16 protein-coding genes are annotated in these 13,946 nt (G+C 68.3%); 12 read left to right on the forward strand and 4 right to left on the reverse strand.

Annotation, left to right across the window (positions count from 1 at the left end):
• Positions 1-36 precede the first annotated feature (36 nt).
• The gene (mgrA, locus tag ABIB15_RS04820; RefSeq protein ID WP_354475714.1) at positions 37-1,041 is read right to left on the reverse strand and encodes an L-glyceraldehyde 3-phosphate reductase; all 1,005 of its coding nucleotides are present in this window, start codon (positions 1,039-1,041) and stop codon (positions 37-39) included.
• A 105-nt stretch (positions 1,042-1,146) separates the two neighbouring features.
• On the opposite strand from mgrA, the gene msrA reads away from it, so the two are divergent.
• From msrA to ABIB15_RS04850, 6 genes are all read left to right on the forward strand, one after another.
• A complete protein-coding gene (msrA, locus tag ABIB15_RS04825; RefSeq protein ID WP_354475715.1) occupies positions 1,147-1,674 on the forward strand; it encodes a peptide-methionine (S)-S-oxide reductase MsrA in 528 nt (175 codons plus the stop codon).
• A 31-nt stretch (positions 1,675-1,705) separates the two neighbouring features.
• Positions 1,706-1,924 carry a methyltransferase gene (locus ABIB15_RS04830; RefSeq protein WP_354475716.1) on the forward strand — a complete coding sequence of 73 codons (219 nt, stop codon included), beginning with the start codon at positions 1,706-1,708 and terminating at the stop codon, positions 1,922-1,924.
• Between the two features lie 106 nt (positions 1,925-2,030).
• On the forward strand, positions 2,031-2,582 hold the full coding sequence (locus tag ABIB15_RS04835) for a single-stranded DNA-binding protein (protein ID WP_354475718.1): 552 nt from the start codon (positions 2,031-2,033) through the stop codon (positions 2,580-2,582).
• Between the two features lie 10 nt (positions 2,583-2,592).
• On the forward strand, positions 2,593-3,129 hold the full coding sequence (locus ABIB15_RS04840; RefSeq protein ID WP_354475719.1) for a DUF6993 domain-containing protein: 537 nt from the start codon (positions 2,593-2,595) through the stop codon (positions 3,127-3,129).
• A 59-nt stretch (positions 3,130-3,188) separates the two neighbouring features.
• The gene (gene ettA, locus ABIB15_RS04845; RefSeq protein ID WP_354475721.1) at positions 3,189-4,871 is read left to right on the forward strand and encodes an energy-dependent translational throttle protein EttA; all 1,683 of its coding nucleotides are present in this window, start codon (positions 3,189-3,191) and stop codon (positions 4,869-4,871) included.
• 6 nt (positions 4,872-4,877) lie between these two features.
• Positions 4,878-5,354: an acyl-CoA thioesterase gene (locus tag ABIB15_RS04850; protein WP_354475723.1), complete on the forward strand. Its 477-nt coding sequence runs from the start codon at positions 4,878-4,880 to the stop codon at positions 5,352-5,354.
• A gap of 22 nt (positions 5,355-5,376) precedes the next feature.
• Here the strand turns inward: ABIB15_RS04850 and ABIB15_RS04855 are convergent, their stop codons facing one another.
• Positions 5,377-6,246: an acyl-CoA thioesterase gene (locus tag ABIB15_RS04855; protein WP_354475989.1), complete on the reverse strand. Its 870-nt coding sequence runs from the start codon at positions 6,244-6,246 to the stop codon at positions 5,377-5,379.
• Between the two features lie 69 nt (positions 6,247-6,315).
• On the opposite strand from ABIB15_RS04855, the gene ABIB15_RS04860 reads away from it, so the two are divergent.
• On the forward strand, positions 6,316-6,990 hold the full coding sequence (locus tag ABIB15_RS04860) for a DUF8185 domain-containing protein (RefSeq protein ID WP_354475724.1): 675 nt from the start codon (positions 6,316-6,318) through the stop codon (positions 6,988-6,990).
• A gap of 6 nt (positions 6,991-6,996) precedes the next feature.
• Here the strand turns inward: ABIB15_RS04860 and ABIB15_RS04865 are convergent, their stop codons facing one another.
• Positions 6,997-7,683: a maleylpyruvate isomerase mycothiol-dependent enzyme family protein gene (locus tag ABIB15_RS04865; protein WP_354475726.1), complete on the reverse strand. Its 687-nt coding sequence runs from the start codon at positions 7,681-7,683 to the stop codon at positions 6,997-6,999.
• Positions 7,684-7,704: 21 nt separating this feature from the next.
• On the opposite strand from ABIB15_RS04865, the gene ABIB15_RS04870 reads away from it, so the two are divergent.
• Positions 7,705-8,949: an MFS transporter gene (locus ABIB15_RS04870; protein WP_354475728.1), complete on the forward strand. Its 1,245-nt coding sequence runs from the start codon at positions 7,705-7,707 to the stop codon at positions 8,947-8,949.
• 16 nt (positions 8,950-8,965) lie between these two features.
• Here the strand turns inward: ABIB15_RS04870 and ABIB15_RS04875 are convergent, their stop codons facing one another.
• The gene (locus tag ABIB15_RS04875; RefSeq protein ID WP_354475730.1) at positions 8,966-9,898 is read right to left on the reverse strand and encodes an ROK family protein; all 933 of its coding nucleotides are present in this window, start codon (positions 9,896-9,898) and stop codon (positions 8,966-8,968) included.
• Positions 9,899-9,998: 100 nt separating this feature from the next.
• Between ABIB15_RS04875 and ABIB15_RS04880 the strand changes: the two genes are divergently transcribed.
• The 4 genes from ABIB15_RS04880 (at position 9,999) to ABIB15_RS04895 (ending at position 13,910) form a co-directional block, all read left to right on the forward strand.
• Entirely contained in the window at positions 9,999-10,466 is a 468-nt protein-coding gene (locus ABIB15_RS04880) for an SRPBCC domain-containing protein (RefSeq protein WP_354475732.1), read from the forward strand.
• Positions 10,467-10,565: 99 nt separating this feature from the next.
• Entirely contained in the window at positions 10,566-11,579 is a 1,014-nt protein-coding gene (gene deoC / locus ABIB15_RS04885; RefSeq protein ID WP_354475734.1) for a deoxyribose-phosphate aldolase, read from the forward strand.
• A 4-nt stretch (positions 11,580-11,583) separates the two neighbouring features.
• A complete protein-coding gene (locus ABIB15_RS04890; protein WP_354475735.1) occupies positions 11,584-13,059 on the forward strand; it encodes an aldehyde dehydrogenase family protein in 1,476 nt (491 codons plus the stop codon).
• Positions 13,056-13,910, forward strand: coding sequence for an aldehyde dehydrogenase family protein (locus tag ABIB15_RS04895; protein ID WP_354475737.1), 855 nt, complete (start codon positions 13,056-13,058; stop codon positions 13,908-13,910). The genes ABIB15_RS04890 and ABIB15_RS04895 overlap by 4 nt, the downstream gene beginning before the upstream one ends.
• Positions 13,911-13,946: the final 36 nt, after the last annotated feature.

The raw sequence follows: 13,946 nt of genomic DNA on the forward strand, positions 1-13,946 counted from the left end.
GAAAGTCCGAGCGCAACGGCATAGGTGAACTGCGGGTCAGCTGCGACCGGTTCCGTGCACGGCGAACTCGTCGATGGCGGCCAGTTCGTCGTCGCTCAGAGCAGCACCCTCGAGCGCTCGGATGTTGTCCTCGAGCTGGGCGACGCTCGAGGCGCCGATGAGCGCCGACGTCACCTGGGGGTGACGCAGCACCCAGGTCAAAGCGAGTTGGGCGAGGCTCTGCCCGCGCTGCCCGGCGATCTCGTTGAGCCCGCGGGCGCGGGTCAGGTACGTGTCGCTGATCACGTCCGACGACATCCACCGCCCCTCGGCCACGCGGGAGTCCGACGGGATGCCGTTCAGATAGCGGTCGGTCAGCAGCCCCTGCGACAGTGGAGAGAAGACAATGCTTCCCATTCCCAGGTCATCGAGCACCGGGAGAAGGCCGTCTTCGATGTGGCGGTCGAACATGCTGAAGCGGGGCTGGTGAATGATCAGGGGGATCTTGTGCTCGGCGAGGGCCGCGTGCGCGGCGACGGTCTGCTCGGGCGAGTAGCTCGAGATTCCGACGTAGAGGGCGCGCCCTGAGTGCACCGCGGTCGCCAAGGCGCCCATCGTCTCCTCGATCGGCGTCTCCGGGTCGGGGCGGTGCGAGTAGAAGATGTCGACGTAGTCGAGCCCCATTCGCTCGAGGCTCTGGTCGAGGGAGGAGAGCAGGTACTTACGGGAGCCGAAGTCGCCGTACGGGCCAGGCCACATGTCGTATCCGGCCTTCGATGAAATGACCATTTCGTCGCGGTACGGGCGGAAGTCGTCGGCGAAGATGCGGCCGAAGTTGGTCTCGGCCGACCCGGCGGGCGGTCCGTAGTTGTTGGCGAGATCGAAGTGGGTCACGCCGAGGTCGAACGCGCGTCGCAGGATGGCGCGCTGCGTCTCGACGGGCTTGTCGAATCCGAAATTGTTCCAGAGTCCCAGCGACACGGCGGGCAGTTTGAGACCGCTCCGGCCGACTCGGTTGTACTGGATCGATTCGTAGCGGGCGTGCTCAGCGCAATAGCTCATGCGGTCAGCCTACGGCCGGGCGATAGCGGGAATGCCCTCCCGACGTGCGCTGTTGTCGAGGAAGGCGCTCAGCTAACCCGCTGCGCCGGAAAGTAGGCTCACACAATGCAAACTCTCGTACTGGCCGGTGGCTGTTTCTGGTGTCTCGATGCGGTCTACCGCGTACTCAAGGGAGTCGACTCGGTCGTCTCCGGCTACACCGGGGGAGCGGATGCGCATCCGACCTACGAGTCGGTCTGCACCGGGCGCACCGGCCATGCCGAGGCGGTCGCCGTGACCTTCGACCCCGAGGTCATCCCCGCGGAGGTCATTCTCGACGTCTTCTTCACGCTGCACGATCCCCGGCAGCTGAACCGGCAGGGCGCAGACGTCGGCACGCAATACCGCTCGGCGATGTTCTACACCGATGAGGCCCAGCGCGAACTGTTCGAGGCCGCACGCGATCGCGCCTCCGAAGTGTGGGACGGGGGAATCGTCACCGAGATCAGCCCGCTCGGGGAGTGGTTCGAGGCCGAGTCCTACCATCAGGATTTCTTCGCGAAGAATCCCGGCCAGGGGTACTGCATGGCTGTCGCGCTTCCTAAGGTGAATAAGGTGCGCAAGTCGTACGCTGGTTACATTCTCGCTTCCTGATCGCGGGCACACTAGAAAAAGGAGCTCAACGATGAGCAACGAAAACCTCACCCTGACCGGTCAGACCTGGGTCGCCTTCGGGCCGGCCGGCGCGGTCGGATCGATCCACCGGGTCGAAAACGGCTACACCTTCAAGCTGCTCCGGGACGAGCAGTTCCGTTCCGTGTACCCGTCGCTGGAGGTGGCGAAGAGCGCACTGCACGCCGCCCTGCTGCCGGGATCGGAGTGGCCGGAGTTCCGCGAGCACTGACTCGCGACAGGCCTCATCACCCCTGCACAGGCTGTCCGTGGCGGCGGCTCTCCCCGGAACAAGAGACGCCGCCCGGTCGGCACCTGCGCCTCGGCACACTGGCGGCATGACGACAGACACAATCATCATCACCGGCAACGTGGCATCCGCGCCCAATCACTACACCAGCCGCGATGGCGTGGCGATCACACGGTTCCGCCTCGCCTCAAACCTGGGTTACTTCGACAAGAGATTGAACAAGTGGGTCGAGACAGAGACCAACTTCTACTCGGTCTCCACCTACCGCAAGCTCGCCGTCAACGCCTATGCCTCGCTGAACAGCGGCGATGCCGTGGTGTTGAGCGGACGGCTGCACATCCGGCCGTGGCAGACCGCCGATAAGGCCGGCACCAACATCGATATCGACGTCGACTGGATGGGGCACGACCTGACGCTCGGGACGGCGAGATGGACGAGATCATCGGCGGTCGCGGCACACGATCAGGGTCCAGCGGCGGGCGAACCGGCCGAGGCGGCGCACACGTGGTCGGAGGCCGCCGCGCCGCCGGATGCCGATCAGGCCCAGTTCGGTGCTGGCGGCACCGCTCAGGCGGATTTCGACAGTGCCGAATCCCAGACGGGCCTTCGAGTCGACGATGAGGCCAGCGTGCCGTTCTAAGCTTGCACCGATGAGTGCACCACGCAGACGGATCCGCACCGCGGCGCACGGGTCGGCGATGGCTGCCGCGACTCTGGGAATCGCCGTCGCTGTCGCCCTCGCCGGATGCGGGGTGAGTGACCCGCAGGCTCGGCCCTCCTCCGCGGCAGTCGATCCCTCGGGCGAGCCCGGGCCCGCGCCGGCGCCAGACACAGCTCCGCCGCCCGAGCCCGAGCCGGCGGCGCAGTTCGACCCCGACGCCACCGCCGACGAGAATCTCGCCTACTTCGACGACGTGAACTCCCGCTTTCTTGCGGCCGATCCGTCGCCTGGAGGGCGCCCAATCGTCGACAACCTCGTGGCCGCGGGATTCGACCGCGAAGCGATGGAGCTGACACGCGACACGACACCGATCGGCCGGCCGGCCGACTCTGTGCAGTTCTCGGTGCGCGTCGGCGATGCCTGCCTCGTCGGTCAGGCGAGCGATTCGGGCTACGTCGGAATCGTGGGGCCCGTGCTCAGCGGCTCGAGGTGCCTCATTGGAGAGCTCCGCCCGATCGACTGGTAGCGCCCGGCCGTTGGGCCAGGGCGGGAAAAGTAGCGCCGCTGGCAAATAGACTGGGGTACATGGCCGAATACATTTACTCGATGGTGCGCGCCCGCAAGGCGGTTGGCGACAAGCTGATCCTTGACGACGTCACCATGTCCTTCCTGCCCGGCGCCAAGATCGGCGTGGTCGGGCCCAACGGGGCGGGCAAGTCGACCATCCTCAAGATCATGGCGGGGCTCGACACCCCCAGCAACGGTGAGGCGCGACTCAGCCCCGGCTACAGCGTCGGCATCCTGATGCAGGAGCCCGAACTCGACGAGACCAAGACGGTGCTCGAGAACGTGCAGGAAGGCGTCGGCCCGATCAAGGCCAAGCTCGACCGCTTCAACGAGGTTTCGGCCGCGATGGCCGATCCCGATGCGGACTTCGACAAGCTGCTCGCCGAGATGGGCACGCTGCAGGAGGAAATCGACGCCGCCGACGCCTGGGACCTCGACTCCCAGCTCGAGCAGGCGATGGACGCGCTGCGCACACCCCCGGGCGACTCCGAGGTGGCCAACCTCTCCGGTGGAGAGAAGCGCCGCGTCGCGCTCACGAAGCTCCTTCTGCAGAAGCCCGACCTGCTGCTGCTCGACGAGCCGACCAACCATCTCGACGCCGAAAGCGTGCTGTGGCTCGAGCAGTTCCTCTCCAAGTACCCCGGCGCCGTCCTCGCCGTCACCCACGACCGGTACTTCCTCGACAACGTCGCGGAGTGGATCGCCGAGGTCGACCGCGGGCACCTGTACCCCTACGAGGGCAACTACTCGACCTACCTCGAGAAGAAGGGCGCACGCCTCGAAGTGCAGGGCAAGAAGGACGCGAAGCTCGCGAAGCGGCTCTCGTCCGAGCTGGAGTGGGTGCGCAGCAACGCCAAGGGTCGTCAGGTCAAGTCGAAGGCACGCCTGGCGCGCTACGAGGAGATGGCGAACGAGGCGGAGAAGACGCGCAAACTCGATTTCGAGGAGCTCGTGATCCCGGTCGGACCGCGCCTTGGTGCCCAGGTCATCGATGCGAAGAAGCTCCACAAGTCGTTCGGCGAGCGTGTGCTCATCGACAACCTCACCTTTACGCTCCCGCGCAACGGCATCGTCGGCGTCATCGGTCCGAACGGTGTCGGGAAGACCACCCTCTTCAAGACGATCACCGGGCTCGAGCCTCTCGACAGTGGCGATCTGAAGATCGGCGAGACCGTCGACATCTCCTACGTCGACCAGGACCGCGGTGGAATCGATCCCAACAAGACACTGTGGGAGGTCGTATCCGACGGGCAGGACTTCATCCAGGTCGGCAGGACCGAGATTCCGTCCCGCGGGTACGTGTCGCAGTTCGGGTTCAAGGGTCCGGACCAGCAGAAGAAGGCGGGTGTTCTCTCCGGTGGCGAGCGCAACCGACTGAATCTCGCCCTCACTCTCAAGCAGGGCGGCAATCTCCTGCTTCTCGACGAGCCCACCAACGACCTGGACGTCGAGACCCTCGGCAGCCTCGAGAACGCACTGCTCGAGTTCCCCGGCTGTGCCGTGGTCATCACTCACGACCGGTGGTTCCTCGACCGCATCGCCACCCACATCCTGTCGTGGGAGGGCACCGAGGAGGACCCCGCGAACTGGTACTGGTTCGAGGGCAACTTCGAGGCGTACGAGCATAACAAGATCGAGCGCCTCGGCCCGGACGCGGCGAAGCCGCACCGCTCGACCTACCGCAAGCTCACAAGAGACTGACCCGGGGTGACACGCCTCCACGTCATCATTCCGCTGCGCTGGTCGGACTTTGACGCCTACGCGCACGTCAACAACGCCGAGATGCTGCGCTTGCTCGAAGAGGCCCGCATCGAGGCGTTCTGGCGGCCTGACGACGGCGGGGTCGCCGGTGCCACCGCGATACTCGATGCGCGGCCCGGAGCGGAGACGATCGCGCTGATCGCGCGCCAAGAAGTCGAGTATCTGGCCCCGATTCCCTACATGCGGGCGCCGATCGACATCGAGCTGTGGATCGGCCGGATCGGCGGGGCAAGCCTCGAGGTCTGCTACGAGCTGTACTCGCCTGTCGGTGTGAGCCCGCGGGTGCTGTTCACCCGCGCCGCGACGACTCTCGTCATGGTCACCGCGGCGACGGGCCGCCCGGAGCGGATCAGCGATGAGCTCCGGCACGTCTGGGAGCCGTATGTCGAGGAGCCGGTGAGCTTCACCAAGCGCGGCCGCTGACCGCACGATGGTCCTGCGCCGATCAGGAGCGCGGAACCCTCACCATTCCCTCTTGCGCGACACTGGCGAGGAGCCGCCCGGCGCGGTCGTAGATGCGACCGAGGGAGAGCCCGCGCCCGCCTCGCGCGTTGGGCGATCCCTGCACGTACAGCATCCATTCGTCCACGCGGCCGAACCGGTGGAACCACATCGCGTGGTCGAGGCTCGCGGCCTTCAGCCCCGGGGTGGCCCAGGCGACGCCGTGCCGGCGGAAGATCGGCTCCAGGATCGAGTAGTCACTCGCATAGGCGAGCGCCGCGCGGTGCAGGTTCGGGTCGTCCGGGAGTGTTCCGATGGCCTTGATCCACACGGCCTGGTGGGCGACGTGGGCGCCCTCGACGCTGAGGAAGACGGGGGAGGGCACGTGCCGCATGTCGAACGGGCGCTCGAACGCCCAGTACCTCGCGATCGGGTGGTCGACCTTGCCCAGGGCCTCGGCGGCGCTCGGCAGGCTCTCCGGATCGGGGATGTCGGCCGGCATGTCGATCTGGTGCTCGACCCCCTCGTCCTCATCCTGGAACGACGCGATCATCGAGAGGATCGGGTTGCCCTCCTGGTAGGCCTGGGTGCGCCGGGTCGAGAACGACCGGCCGTCGTGAATTCGGTCGACTGAGAACGTGATCGGCAGGCTCACATCGCCCGGGCGGAGGAAGTAGCCGTGCATCGAGTGCACGAACCGGCCCTCGGGGATGGTGCGCATCGCGGCGACGAGGGACTGGGCGAGAACCTGCCCGCCGAATACCCGGCCAAGCGGCATCCACTGGCTCGGACCGGTGAAGATGTCCTCGCTCGTGCGGGCTCCGGTGTCGGTGAGATCGAGGGCCGTCAACAGCCCGGCGAGGGGGTCGGTCATGCGCTCTCCCGAGGTCGTCGTGCGGGGCGGTACCCGGGCGGGCGCCATAGTGGGTATTTTAGAGTGCAGATGAGCCTCGAATTTTCCCTTACTGACTCCTTGTCACTCAACGACCTGCAGGTCTACCTCGGTCGCGCCGGTCGTGTCGAGGACGGTTCCGTGCGCCTGATCGCCGACGGCAGTGTGCTCGCGGTCTATGTCGCGGTGTTCTATCCGTCCGGGCTGCTCGACCAGAGCCCGACGGTGCTGGGGCTGCGAACATTCGAGCTCTCGGCCCCGGCCGCCTTCGACGTCGTCGTGCCGGTCAGGTCGCTCCTCGAGCGCCTCGCGCGCCTGGAGGGCGACGCCGGGCGGTCGGCCGATGCCCCCGTTGTGGTGAGCGTGCCGATGCAGGTCTACACCGTGACCTGGGCGGCGATCTCGCCGCCGCGGGGAGGCTGGAAGAGCCTCGACCCCACGGAGTCCAGCGTGCTCGAGCCCGTCGCGAAGGCGGGAATCGACGAGGTCGCCCAGGCGATCCCCGCCGGTACCGGGGAGCAGATCGTGCACCGCGTGCGCGCCGAAGTATGGGGCCGGCCGATCCCGGGCCTCGAACACGTTCCGGCCGGCGGGGCGTTCGCCGCGCTGTCCCTCGGCTTCCTCTGCGAGCAGGTGCGCATCTTCGAGACCGGACCGTGGACGCGCCTGTCGACCGAGCGTGGGCACGTGCTGATCAAGCGCAAGGCCTGGTCACTGCTGGGCTGAGCGCGGTCACTCGCCGGTCTGCGGCAGCTTCCCGCTGCGGCCGGCGAGGAACAGGATGATCGACTCGGCGGTGCCGGCCAGCTCCGGTCCCCGTCCGACCGTCCACTCGGCATCCGTCGCGCGCAGCGCCCGCCCGCGGGTCACCGCCGTAATCGGTGTCGATGCCGCGAGCGTGGTGGCGAGGGCGACGGCACCGGTCGCCTCGCTCGGGAACGCGAGCGGCCGCCCGAGAGACCCGGCGATGTCGTACCCGTCCACAATCACGGCGCAGAGTCCGGCGACGCCGTGCGGGCCACGTCGGGCGACCCTGTCGCCAGCGACGGCCCGAAGCCGCCGGAGCAGCACGACCGGATCCGCACCGCCGAGCCGAACCGCGATGATCCGCCGGCCGCGGGCCGGGGAGCCCCGTCCGATGAGGATGCCCCGCAACCAGCTTCGAGCGCGGTCCGTCCCGCTGCTCTCGAGGCGCCAGAGGAGGTACCCGGCCACGTCGCGCACGCGCCATCCGTCGCGCAGGCTCGGGGCGTCCCAGTGCTCGCCGGTCGCACCGTCGAGCAGATCACACACGAGCAGGAGACACTGTCCCGCGAGCGGTCGCCAGTCGTTCGTGACCGTCGACTCGTCGCCGCCGCCGCCACGCTGGCTCAGGGGAAGGTGGCGGGAGAAGTCGGACAAGGAGACCTCCGGAATCACTGGTGGGTATGCTCAAAGATAATGCCTGACACAAGCCCTCTGCCGCTGTGGGCAGGCCGAAGTCTCGCCCTCGTCGGCATCCTTCTCATGGCGCTCAACCTGCGCACGGCGGTGGCCGCCATCTCGCCCATCGTCGCCGAGGTCCGTGCGGACATCCCGCTCGACACCCTCGGCCTCGGCATCATCGGCGCGCTGCCGCCGGTCGCGTTCGCGCTCTCCGGTCTGTTCGGGGCGCGGCTCGGACGCCGCTTCGGTCTGGAACCGCTGCTGCTCGCGGCGATCGGCATGATGGTGACCGGGCACCTCCTCCGCGGCAGTGCGGACAGCTACCAGGCCCTGCTCGCCGGCAGCGTCGTCGCGTTCGCCGGGATCGGGATCGGCAACATCCTGCTCCCGCCGCTCGTGAAGCAGTACTTCCCCGACCGCATCGCGCTTATGACCACTGCCTACGCGTCGTTCATGGCAATCAGCGGCGCAGTGCCGGCACTGCTCGCCGCACCCGCCGCCGAGGCCGCCGGATGGCGCGCGTCGCTCGGAATGTGGTCGATCCTCGCCGCGGTGACGCTCGTGCCGTGGCTGGTCGTGATCGTCAGGACGCATCGTGAGCGGCGGGCGCTGGGACCGGATGCGGGGGCGCGCGGCACCCGGCCGACCGCCCACCACCACACGGCGATGTGGCGGTCACGCACCGCGTGGGCGCTGGCGATGGTCTTCTCCCTCACCTCGTTCCAGGTGTATGCCCTCATCTCCTGGCTTCCCCGGCTGCTGATCGAGACGGCAGGCGTCTCGCCCCTCGCTGCGGGTGGCTACCTCGCGCTCTACGTCGCGCTCGGCCTGCCCCTCGCAATCGTGATCCCGCGGGTCATCAGCCGCCTCGCCGACGTCAGCATCCTCGTCTTCCTGAGCATCACCCTGCTCGTCGTCGGGTACGGCGGACTGCTGCTTGCACCCGGCGGCCTGCTCGCCCTGTGGGTCAGCTGTTCGGGGATCGGCACGATCATGTTCCCGGGGGTCCTGACGCTCATCAACCTGCGCACGCGCACGACCAACGGGTCCGCCGCGCTCAGCGGCTTCGCGCAGGGAATCGGGTATACCGTCGCCGTGGCCGGCCCTGTGTCGTTCGGCCTGCTGCACGACGCGACCGGCGGCTGGACCCTGCCGCTCGTCACGCTGATCGCGGCGGCCCTCGCGTGCGTCATCCCGGCGCTGATGCTCCGCCAGCGGTCGTTCGTCGAAGACGAGATCGCCGACTCGCTCGCGCACTGAGTGCGTTCGGCCGGCGCTAGGAGACGGTCTCCGCTCGGTGAACCAGCGCCGCCGCGCCGACGAGCGGCCCGTCGCTTGAGAGCCCGCTCGGCACGACCTTCACCTTGGTCACGAACCCGAACTCGGCCCGTCGTGCGATCGCGGCGCGGATGTGGTCGAAGAGGTCGGGGGACACCTGGGAGAACCCGCCGCCGATCGCGACGATCTCCAGGTCGACGAGGGCTGTCGCCGACGCGATCGCCTGGCCGATGGCGCGGCCCGCGCGCTCGACGGCGGCGATAGCGATCTCGTCGCCGTCGCGGTAGCTGATCGCGAGGTCTTCACCGGTCTCGCCGGTCCAGCCCTGTGCCCGCGCCCAGCGCGCCGTGTTGGGACCGGATGCGATCGCCTCGACGCATCCGATTCCGCCGCACTTGCATGGGTCGTCGAAGCCGGCGACCTCGACGTGGCCGATGTGCCCGGCATTGCCGGTCGGGCCGGAGACGGTGTTGCCGTGCAGGATCAGGCCTCCACCGATGCCGGTCGAGACGATCATCCCCATGACGTTGTCGTACCCCTGCGCGGCGCCGACCCAGTGCTCGGCGAGGGCGATGCAGAGGCCATCCATGCGGAGGGTGACGGGAACCCCGGGCACGGTCTGCTCGGCGAGGGCCTTCAACGGGTAGTCCCGCCAGGACGGGAGGTTGAGCGGGGAGACGAGGCCGAGCGACTCGGTGATCGGGCCGGCGCTGCCGATGCCCACTCCGATGAGTCTGGCCGGGTCGCCGAGCGTGGTGAGGCTCGCGAGGATCGCCGAGCGGACGGCCGACGTCAGCTGGTCCGACGAGAGCTCTGGCCCGGTCGGCTCACGGAATCGGCTGCCGGGAACAACGGTGCCGTCGGCGTCGACGAGGGCCGATTCGACCTTGGTCCCCCCGAGGTCGACCGCAAGGGCGAGGGCGTCACTCACGAGCGGAACGGGTTGTTCTGGACGTCTCCATGCGTCGAGCATAGGGGACCCGCCGCGCGCTGTTCGCGAGTGTGTCGGATGCCGCGCGTAGGGTGTGACCGTGAGCGTGCACGAGCTGCAATTCGAGCGTGACTACGAGCTCCCGCGCGGGATTGTCTGGGCGGCGCTCGTCGATCCCGTGCTCGTGAGCGGCTGGCTCGGCGAAGCCGACATCTACGTCGCGCCCGGAGGCCGCTACCGCCTCGACTGGGTCGGCTCACCGCATTTCCCGGGCACCGACGGCACAATTGAGACGATTCTCGCACCGGGCCGCCTCACGATCGCGAGCGAGCGCCACGGAAAGTTCGACTTCCGCCTCGACGAACTCGAGGGTGGTTCCCGCGGGACATCCACTCGGCTCCGGCTCACCGTCACCGCAGTGATCGACCCTCCCTTTGCCGGGCGGGTGCGCGAGACGTGGCTCGCGGCACTCGAGCAGCTGGCGGAGCTTCTGCGCGGGCATCCGGTTGATTGGGCCCGCTATCCGGTGCCCGTCTCGCGGTCACGGCCCGAGCAGGGGCGCGGCTGACCCTCCACCCGTGCGAGTTCACGACTGCCATGAGGCAGAATTGAATTCTGCCGCTTTCCCCGGGGCCCTGCCCGGCCGGCACGTGACTGGAATCGAGCGATGACAGCAACCAAGAACAACGCCCTCGCCCCGGCCGAACGGGCCGTGGAACTGATCGGCGGCGACCTCACGGAGAAGAGCCTTCGGCTCCACCTCGAGGGTCTGCCCGGGGTCGACGCCGTCGGCCTCGAGGCGCGCGCCGCCGCACTCGGAACCCGTTCGATCAAGACGACGTCGAAGGCCTGGGCCCTCGACAAGATCATCGGCCTCATCGACCTCACGACACTCGAGGGGGCGGACACCCCCGGCAAGGTGCGCTCGCTCGTGGCCAAGGCGATGACGCCGGATCCCGGAGACCTCTCCACCCCACGGGTCGCCGCGGTGTGTGTGTATGGCGACATGGTCGCCGACGCCGTCGCCGCGCTGGGGTCGGCCCATTCGGCCGGCCGCGACGACGGCATCAACGTCGCCGCCGTGGCCACGGCGTTCCCGAGCGGGCGGGCCTCGCTTGCCGTGAAGCTCGTGGACACGACGGATGCCGTCTCGGCCGGGGCGGACGAGATCGACATGGTGATCGACAGGGGAGCCTTCCTTGCCGGGCACTACGGCCGGGTGTTCGACCAGATCGTCGCGGTGAAGGAGGCCTGCCGTCGGGACGACGGAAGCTACGCGCACCTCAAGGTGATCCTCGAGACAGGGGAGCTCACCACCTACGACAACGTGCGTCGGGCGTCGTGGCTCGCGATCCTCGCGGGCGGCGACTTCATCAAGACCTCCACAGGCAAGGTCGCGCCGGCCGCGACGCTTCCCGTCACCCTGCTGATGCTGCAGGTGGTCGGCGACTGGTACCGGCTCACGGGCGAGAGGATCGGGGTGAAGCCCGCCGGCGGCATCCGCACCTCGAAGGACGCGATCAAGTACCTCGTCACGGTCGCCGAGACGGTGGGCGAGGAGTGGCTGCAGCCGCACCTGTTCCGCTTCGGCGCGTCGAGCCTGCTCAACGATGTGCTGCTGCAGCGCCAGAAACTCTCCACCGGCCGGTACTCCGGCCCCGACTACGTGACGATGGACTGAAACCATGAGTTTTCTTGACTACGCTCCGGCCCCCGAGTCGACCGCGATCCTGAACCTGCGCGAGAACTACGGGCTGTTCATCGGCGGTGAGTTCGTCGAGGGCCACGGCACCCCGTTCTCGACCACCTCGCCGGCGACCGAGAAGCACATCGCCCAGATCGCGAACGCGGATGCCTCCGATGTCGACGCCGCCGTCGCCGCCGCCCGGCGCGCGTACGACCGCACCTGGTCGAAAATGTCGGGCTCGGACCGCGGCAAGTACCTGTTCCGCATCGCGAGACTCGTGCAGGAGAGGGCCCGGGAGCTCGCGGTCGCCGAGAGCCTCGACAACGGCAAGCCCATCAAGGAGAGCCGCGACGTCGACATCCCGCTCGTCGCCGCCTGGTTCTTCTACTACGCGGGGTGGGCCGACAAGCTCGACTACGCGGGCCTCGGGCCGGACCCTCGGTCCCTCGGAGTCGCCGCCCAGGTGATCCCGTGGAACTTCCCGCTGCTCATGCTCGCGTGGAAGATCGCGCCGGCGCTCGCCGCAGGGAACACCGTGGTGATCAAGCCCGCCGAGACAACACCGCTGACCTCGCTCATCTTCGCGGAGATCCTGCAGCAGGCCGACCTGCCGCCAGGGGTGGTCAACATCATCACCGGTGCCGGCGACACCGGTCAGGCGCTTGTGAACCACACCGATGTCAACAAGGTCGCGTTCACCGGATCGACCGCCGTGGGCCGTGCGATCGCGAGGTCGACGGCCGGGTCGGGCAAGAAGCTCACTCTCGAGCTCGGCGGCAAGGCGGCGAACATCGTCTTCGACGACGCGCCCATCGACCAGGCCATCGAGGGTATCGTCAACGGCATCTTCTTCAACCAGGGTCACGTCTGCTGCGCTGGATCGCGCCTGTTGGTGCAGGAGAACATCCACGACGAGGTCGTCTCCCGGCTGAAGGCACGCATGTCGACCCTGCGGGTCGGCGACCCGCTGGATAAGAACACCGATGTCGGGGCGATCAACTCCCGCGCGCAGCTCGACCGCATCCGCGAGTTGAGCAATGTTGGCGTGGACGAGGGTGCCGAGCGGTGGAGCCCGGCGTGCGAACTGCCGGATGCCGGATTCTGGTTCGCGCCGACGATTTTCACGGGCGTGTCGACGAGCCACCGGATCGCCAGGGACGAGATCTTCGGCCCGGTGCTCAGCATCCTGACCTTCCGCACCCCGGCCGAGGCGATCGCCAAGGCCAACAACACCCCCTACGGCCTCTCGGCCGGCATCTGGAGCGACAAGGGCAGCCGGATCCTCGGCGTGGCCGACAAGCTGCGCGCGGGCGTCGTCTGGGCGAACACGTTCAACCAGTTCGACCCCTCGAGCCCGTTCGGCGGGTACAAGGAGTCCGGCTACGGACGCGAGGGTGGCCGTCACGGCCTCGCCGCGTACCTCGAATCCCGCGGCTGGACCGCGCCGGCCGTCACGAAGGGAGCACGCAAGTGAGCCACCTCACCGTGCCGAAGACATTCAAGCTCTACATCGGCGGTAAGTTTCCGCGCAGCGAGTCCGGCCGCGTCTACGAGGTCGTCACTGCGAAGGGCGACTTCCTCGCCAACGCGGCGAAGGCCTCCCGAAAAGACGCGCGGGATGCCGTCGTCGCGGCACGCTCCGCCGTCCCCGGCTGGTCCAGCGCGACCGGCTACAACCGCGGGCAGGTGCTGTACCGCATCGCGGAGCTGCTCGAGGGGCGTCGCGCGCAGTTCGTCGACGAGATCCGCCGCTCGGAGGGTGTCAGCGAGTCAGCGGCATCCGCCCAGGTCGACGCCGCCATCGACGTGTGGGTCTGGTACGCCGGCTGGGCCGACAAATACGTGCAGGTGGCCGGCAACGGCAACCCCGTAAGCGGTCCCTACTTCAACGTGTCGACCCCGGAGCCGACCGGCGTCGTGGCGGTCATCGCCCCGCAGGAGTCCTCCCTGCTCGGGCTCGTGAGCGTCGTCGCCCCGGCACTCGTCAGCGGCAACACCGTCGTGGTCATCGCGAGCGAGGCTGCCCCGCTCAGCGCAATCAGCCTGGGCGAGGTGCTCGCGACCAGCGACGTGCCCGGCGGAGTGGTGAACATCCTCACCGGGTCGGCGGCGGAGATCGGGCCGTGGCTCGCAAGCCACGCCGACGTCAACGCCTTCGACCTCGCCGGGGCAGGGGACCTGGACTGGGTCGACCTGCAGATCGCCGCGGCCGAGACGCTCAAGCGCGTGCTGCCGCCCGAGGCCGGCATTCCGGCTCCCTCGGTCGAGCGCGTGACGTTCTTCACCGAGACCAAGACGGTGTGGCACACGAAGGGCCTCATCTAGGCACAGGACCCGGCACCACGACGAAGCCCCCACCTT

It is taken from the genome of Marisediminicola sp. UYEF4, from assembly GCF_040546025.1.
In the GTDB taxonomy this organism is placed as follows: Bacteria; Actinomycetota; Actinomycetes; order Actinomycetales; family Microbacteriaceae; genus Marisediminicola.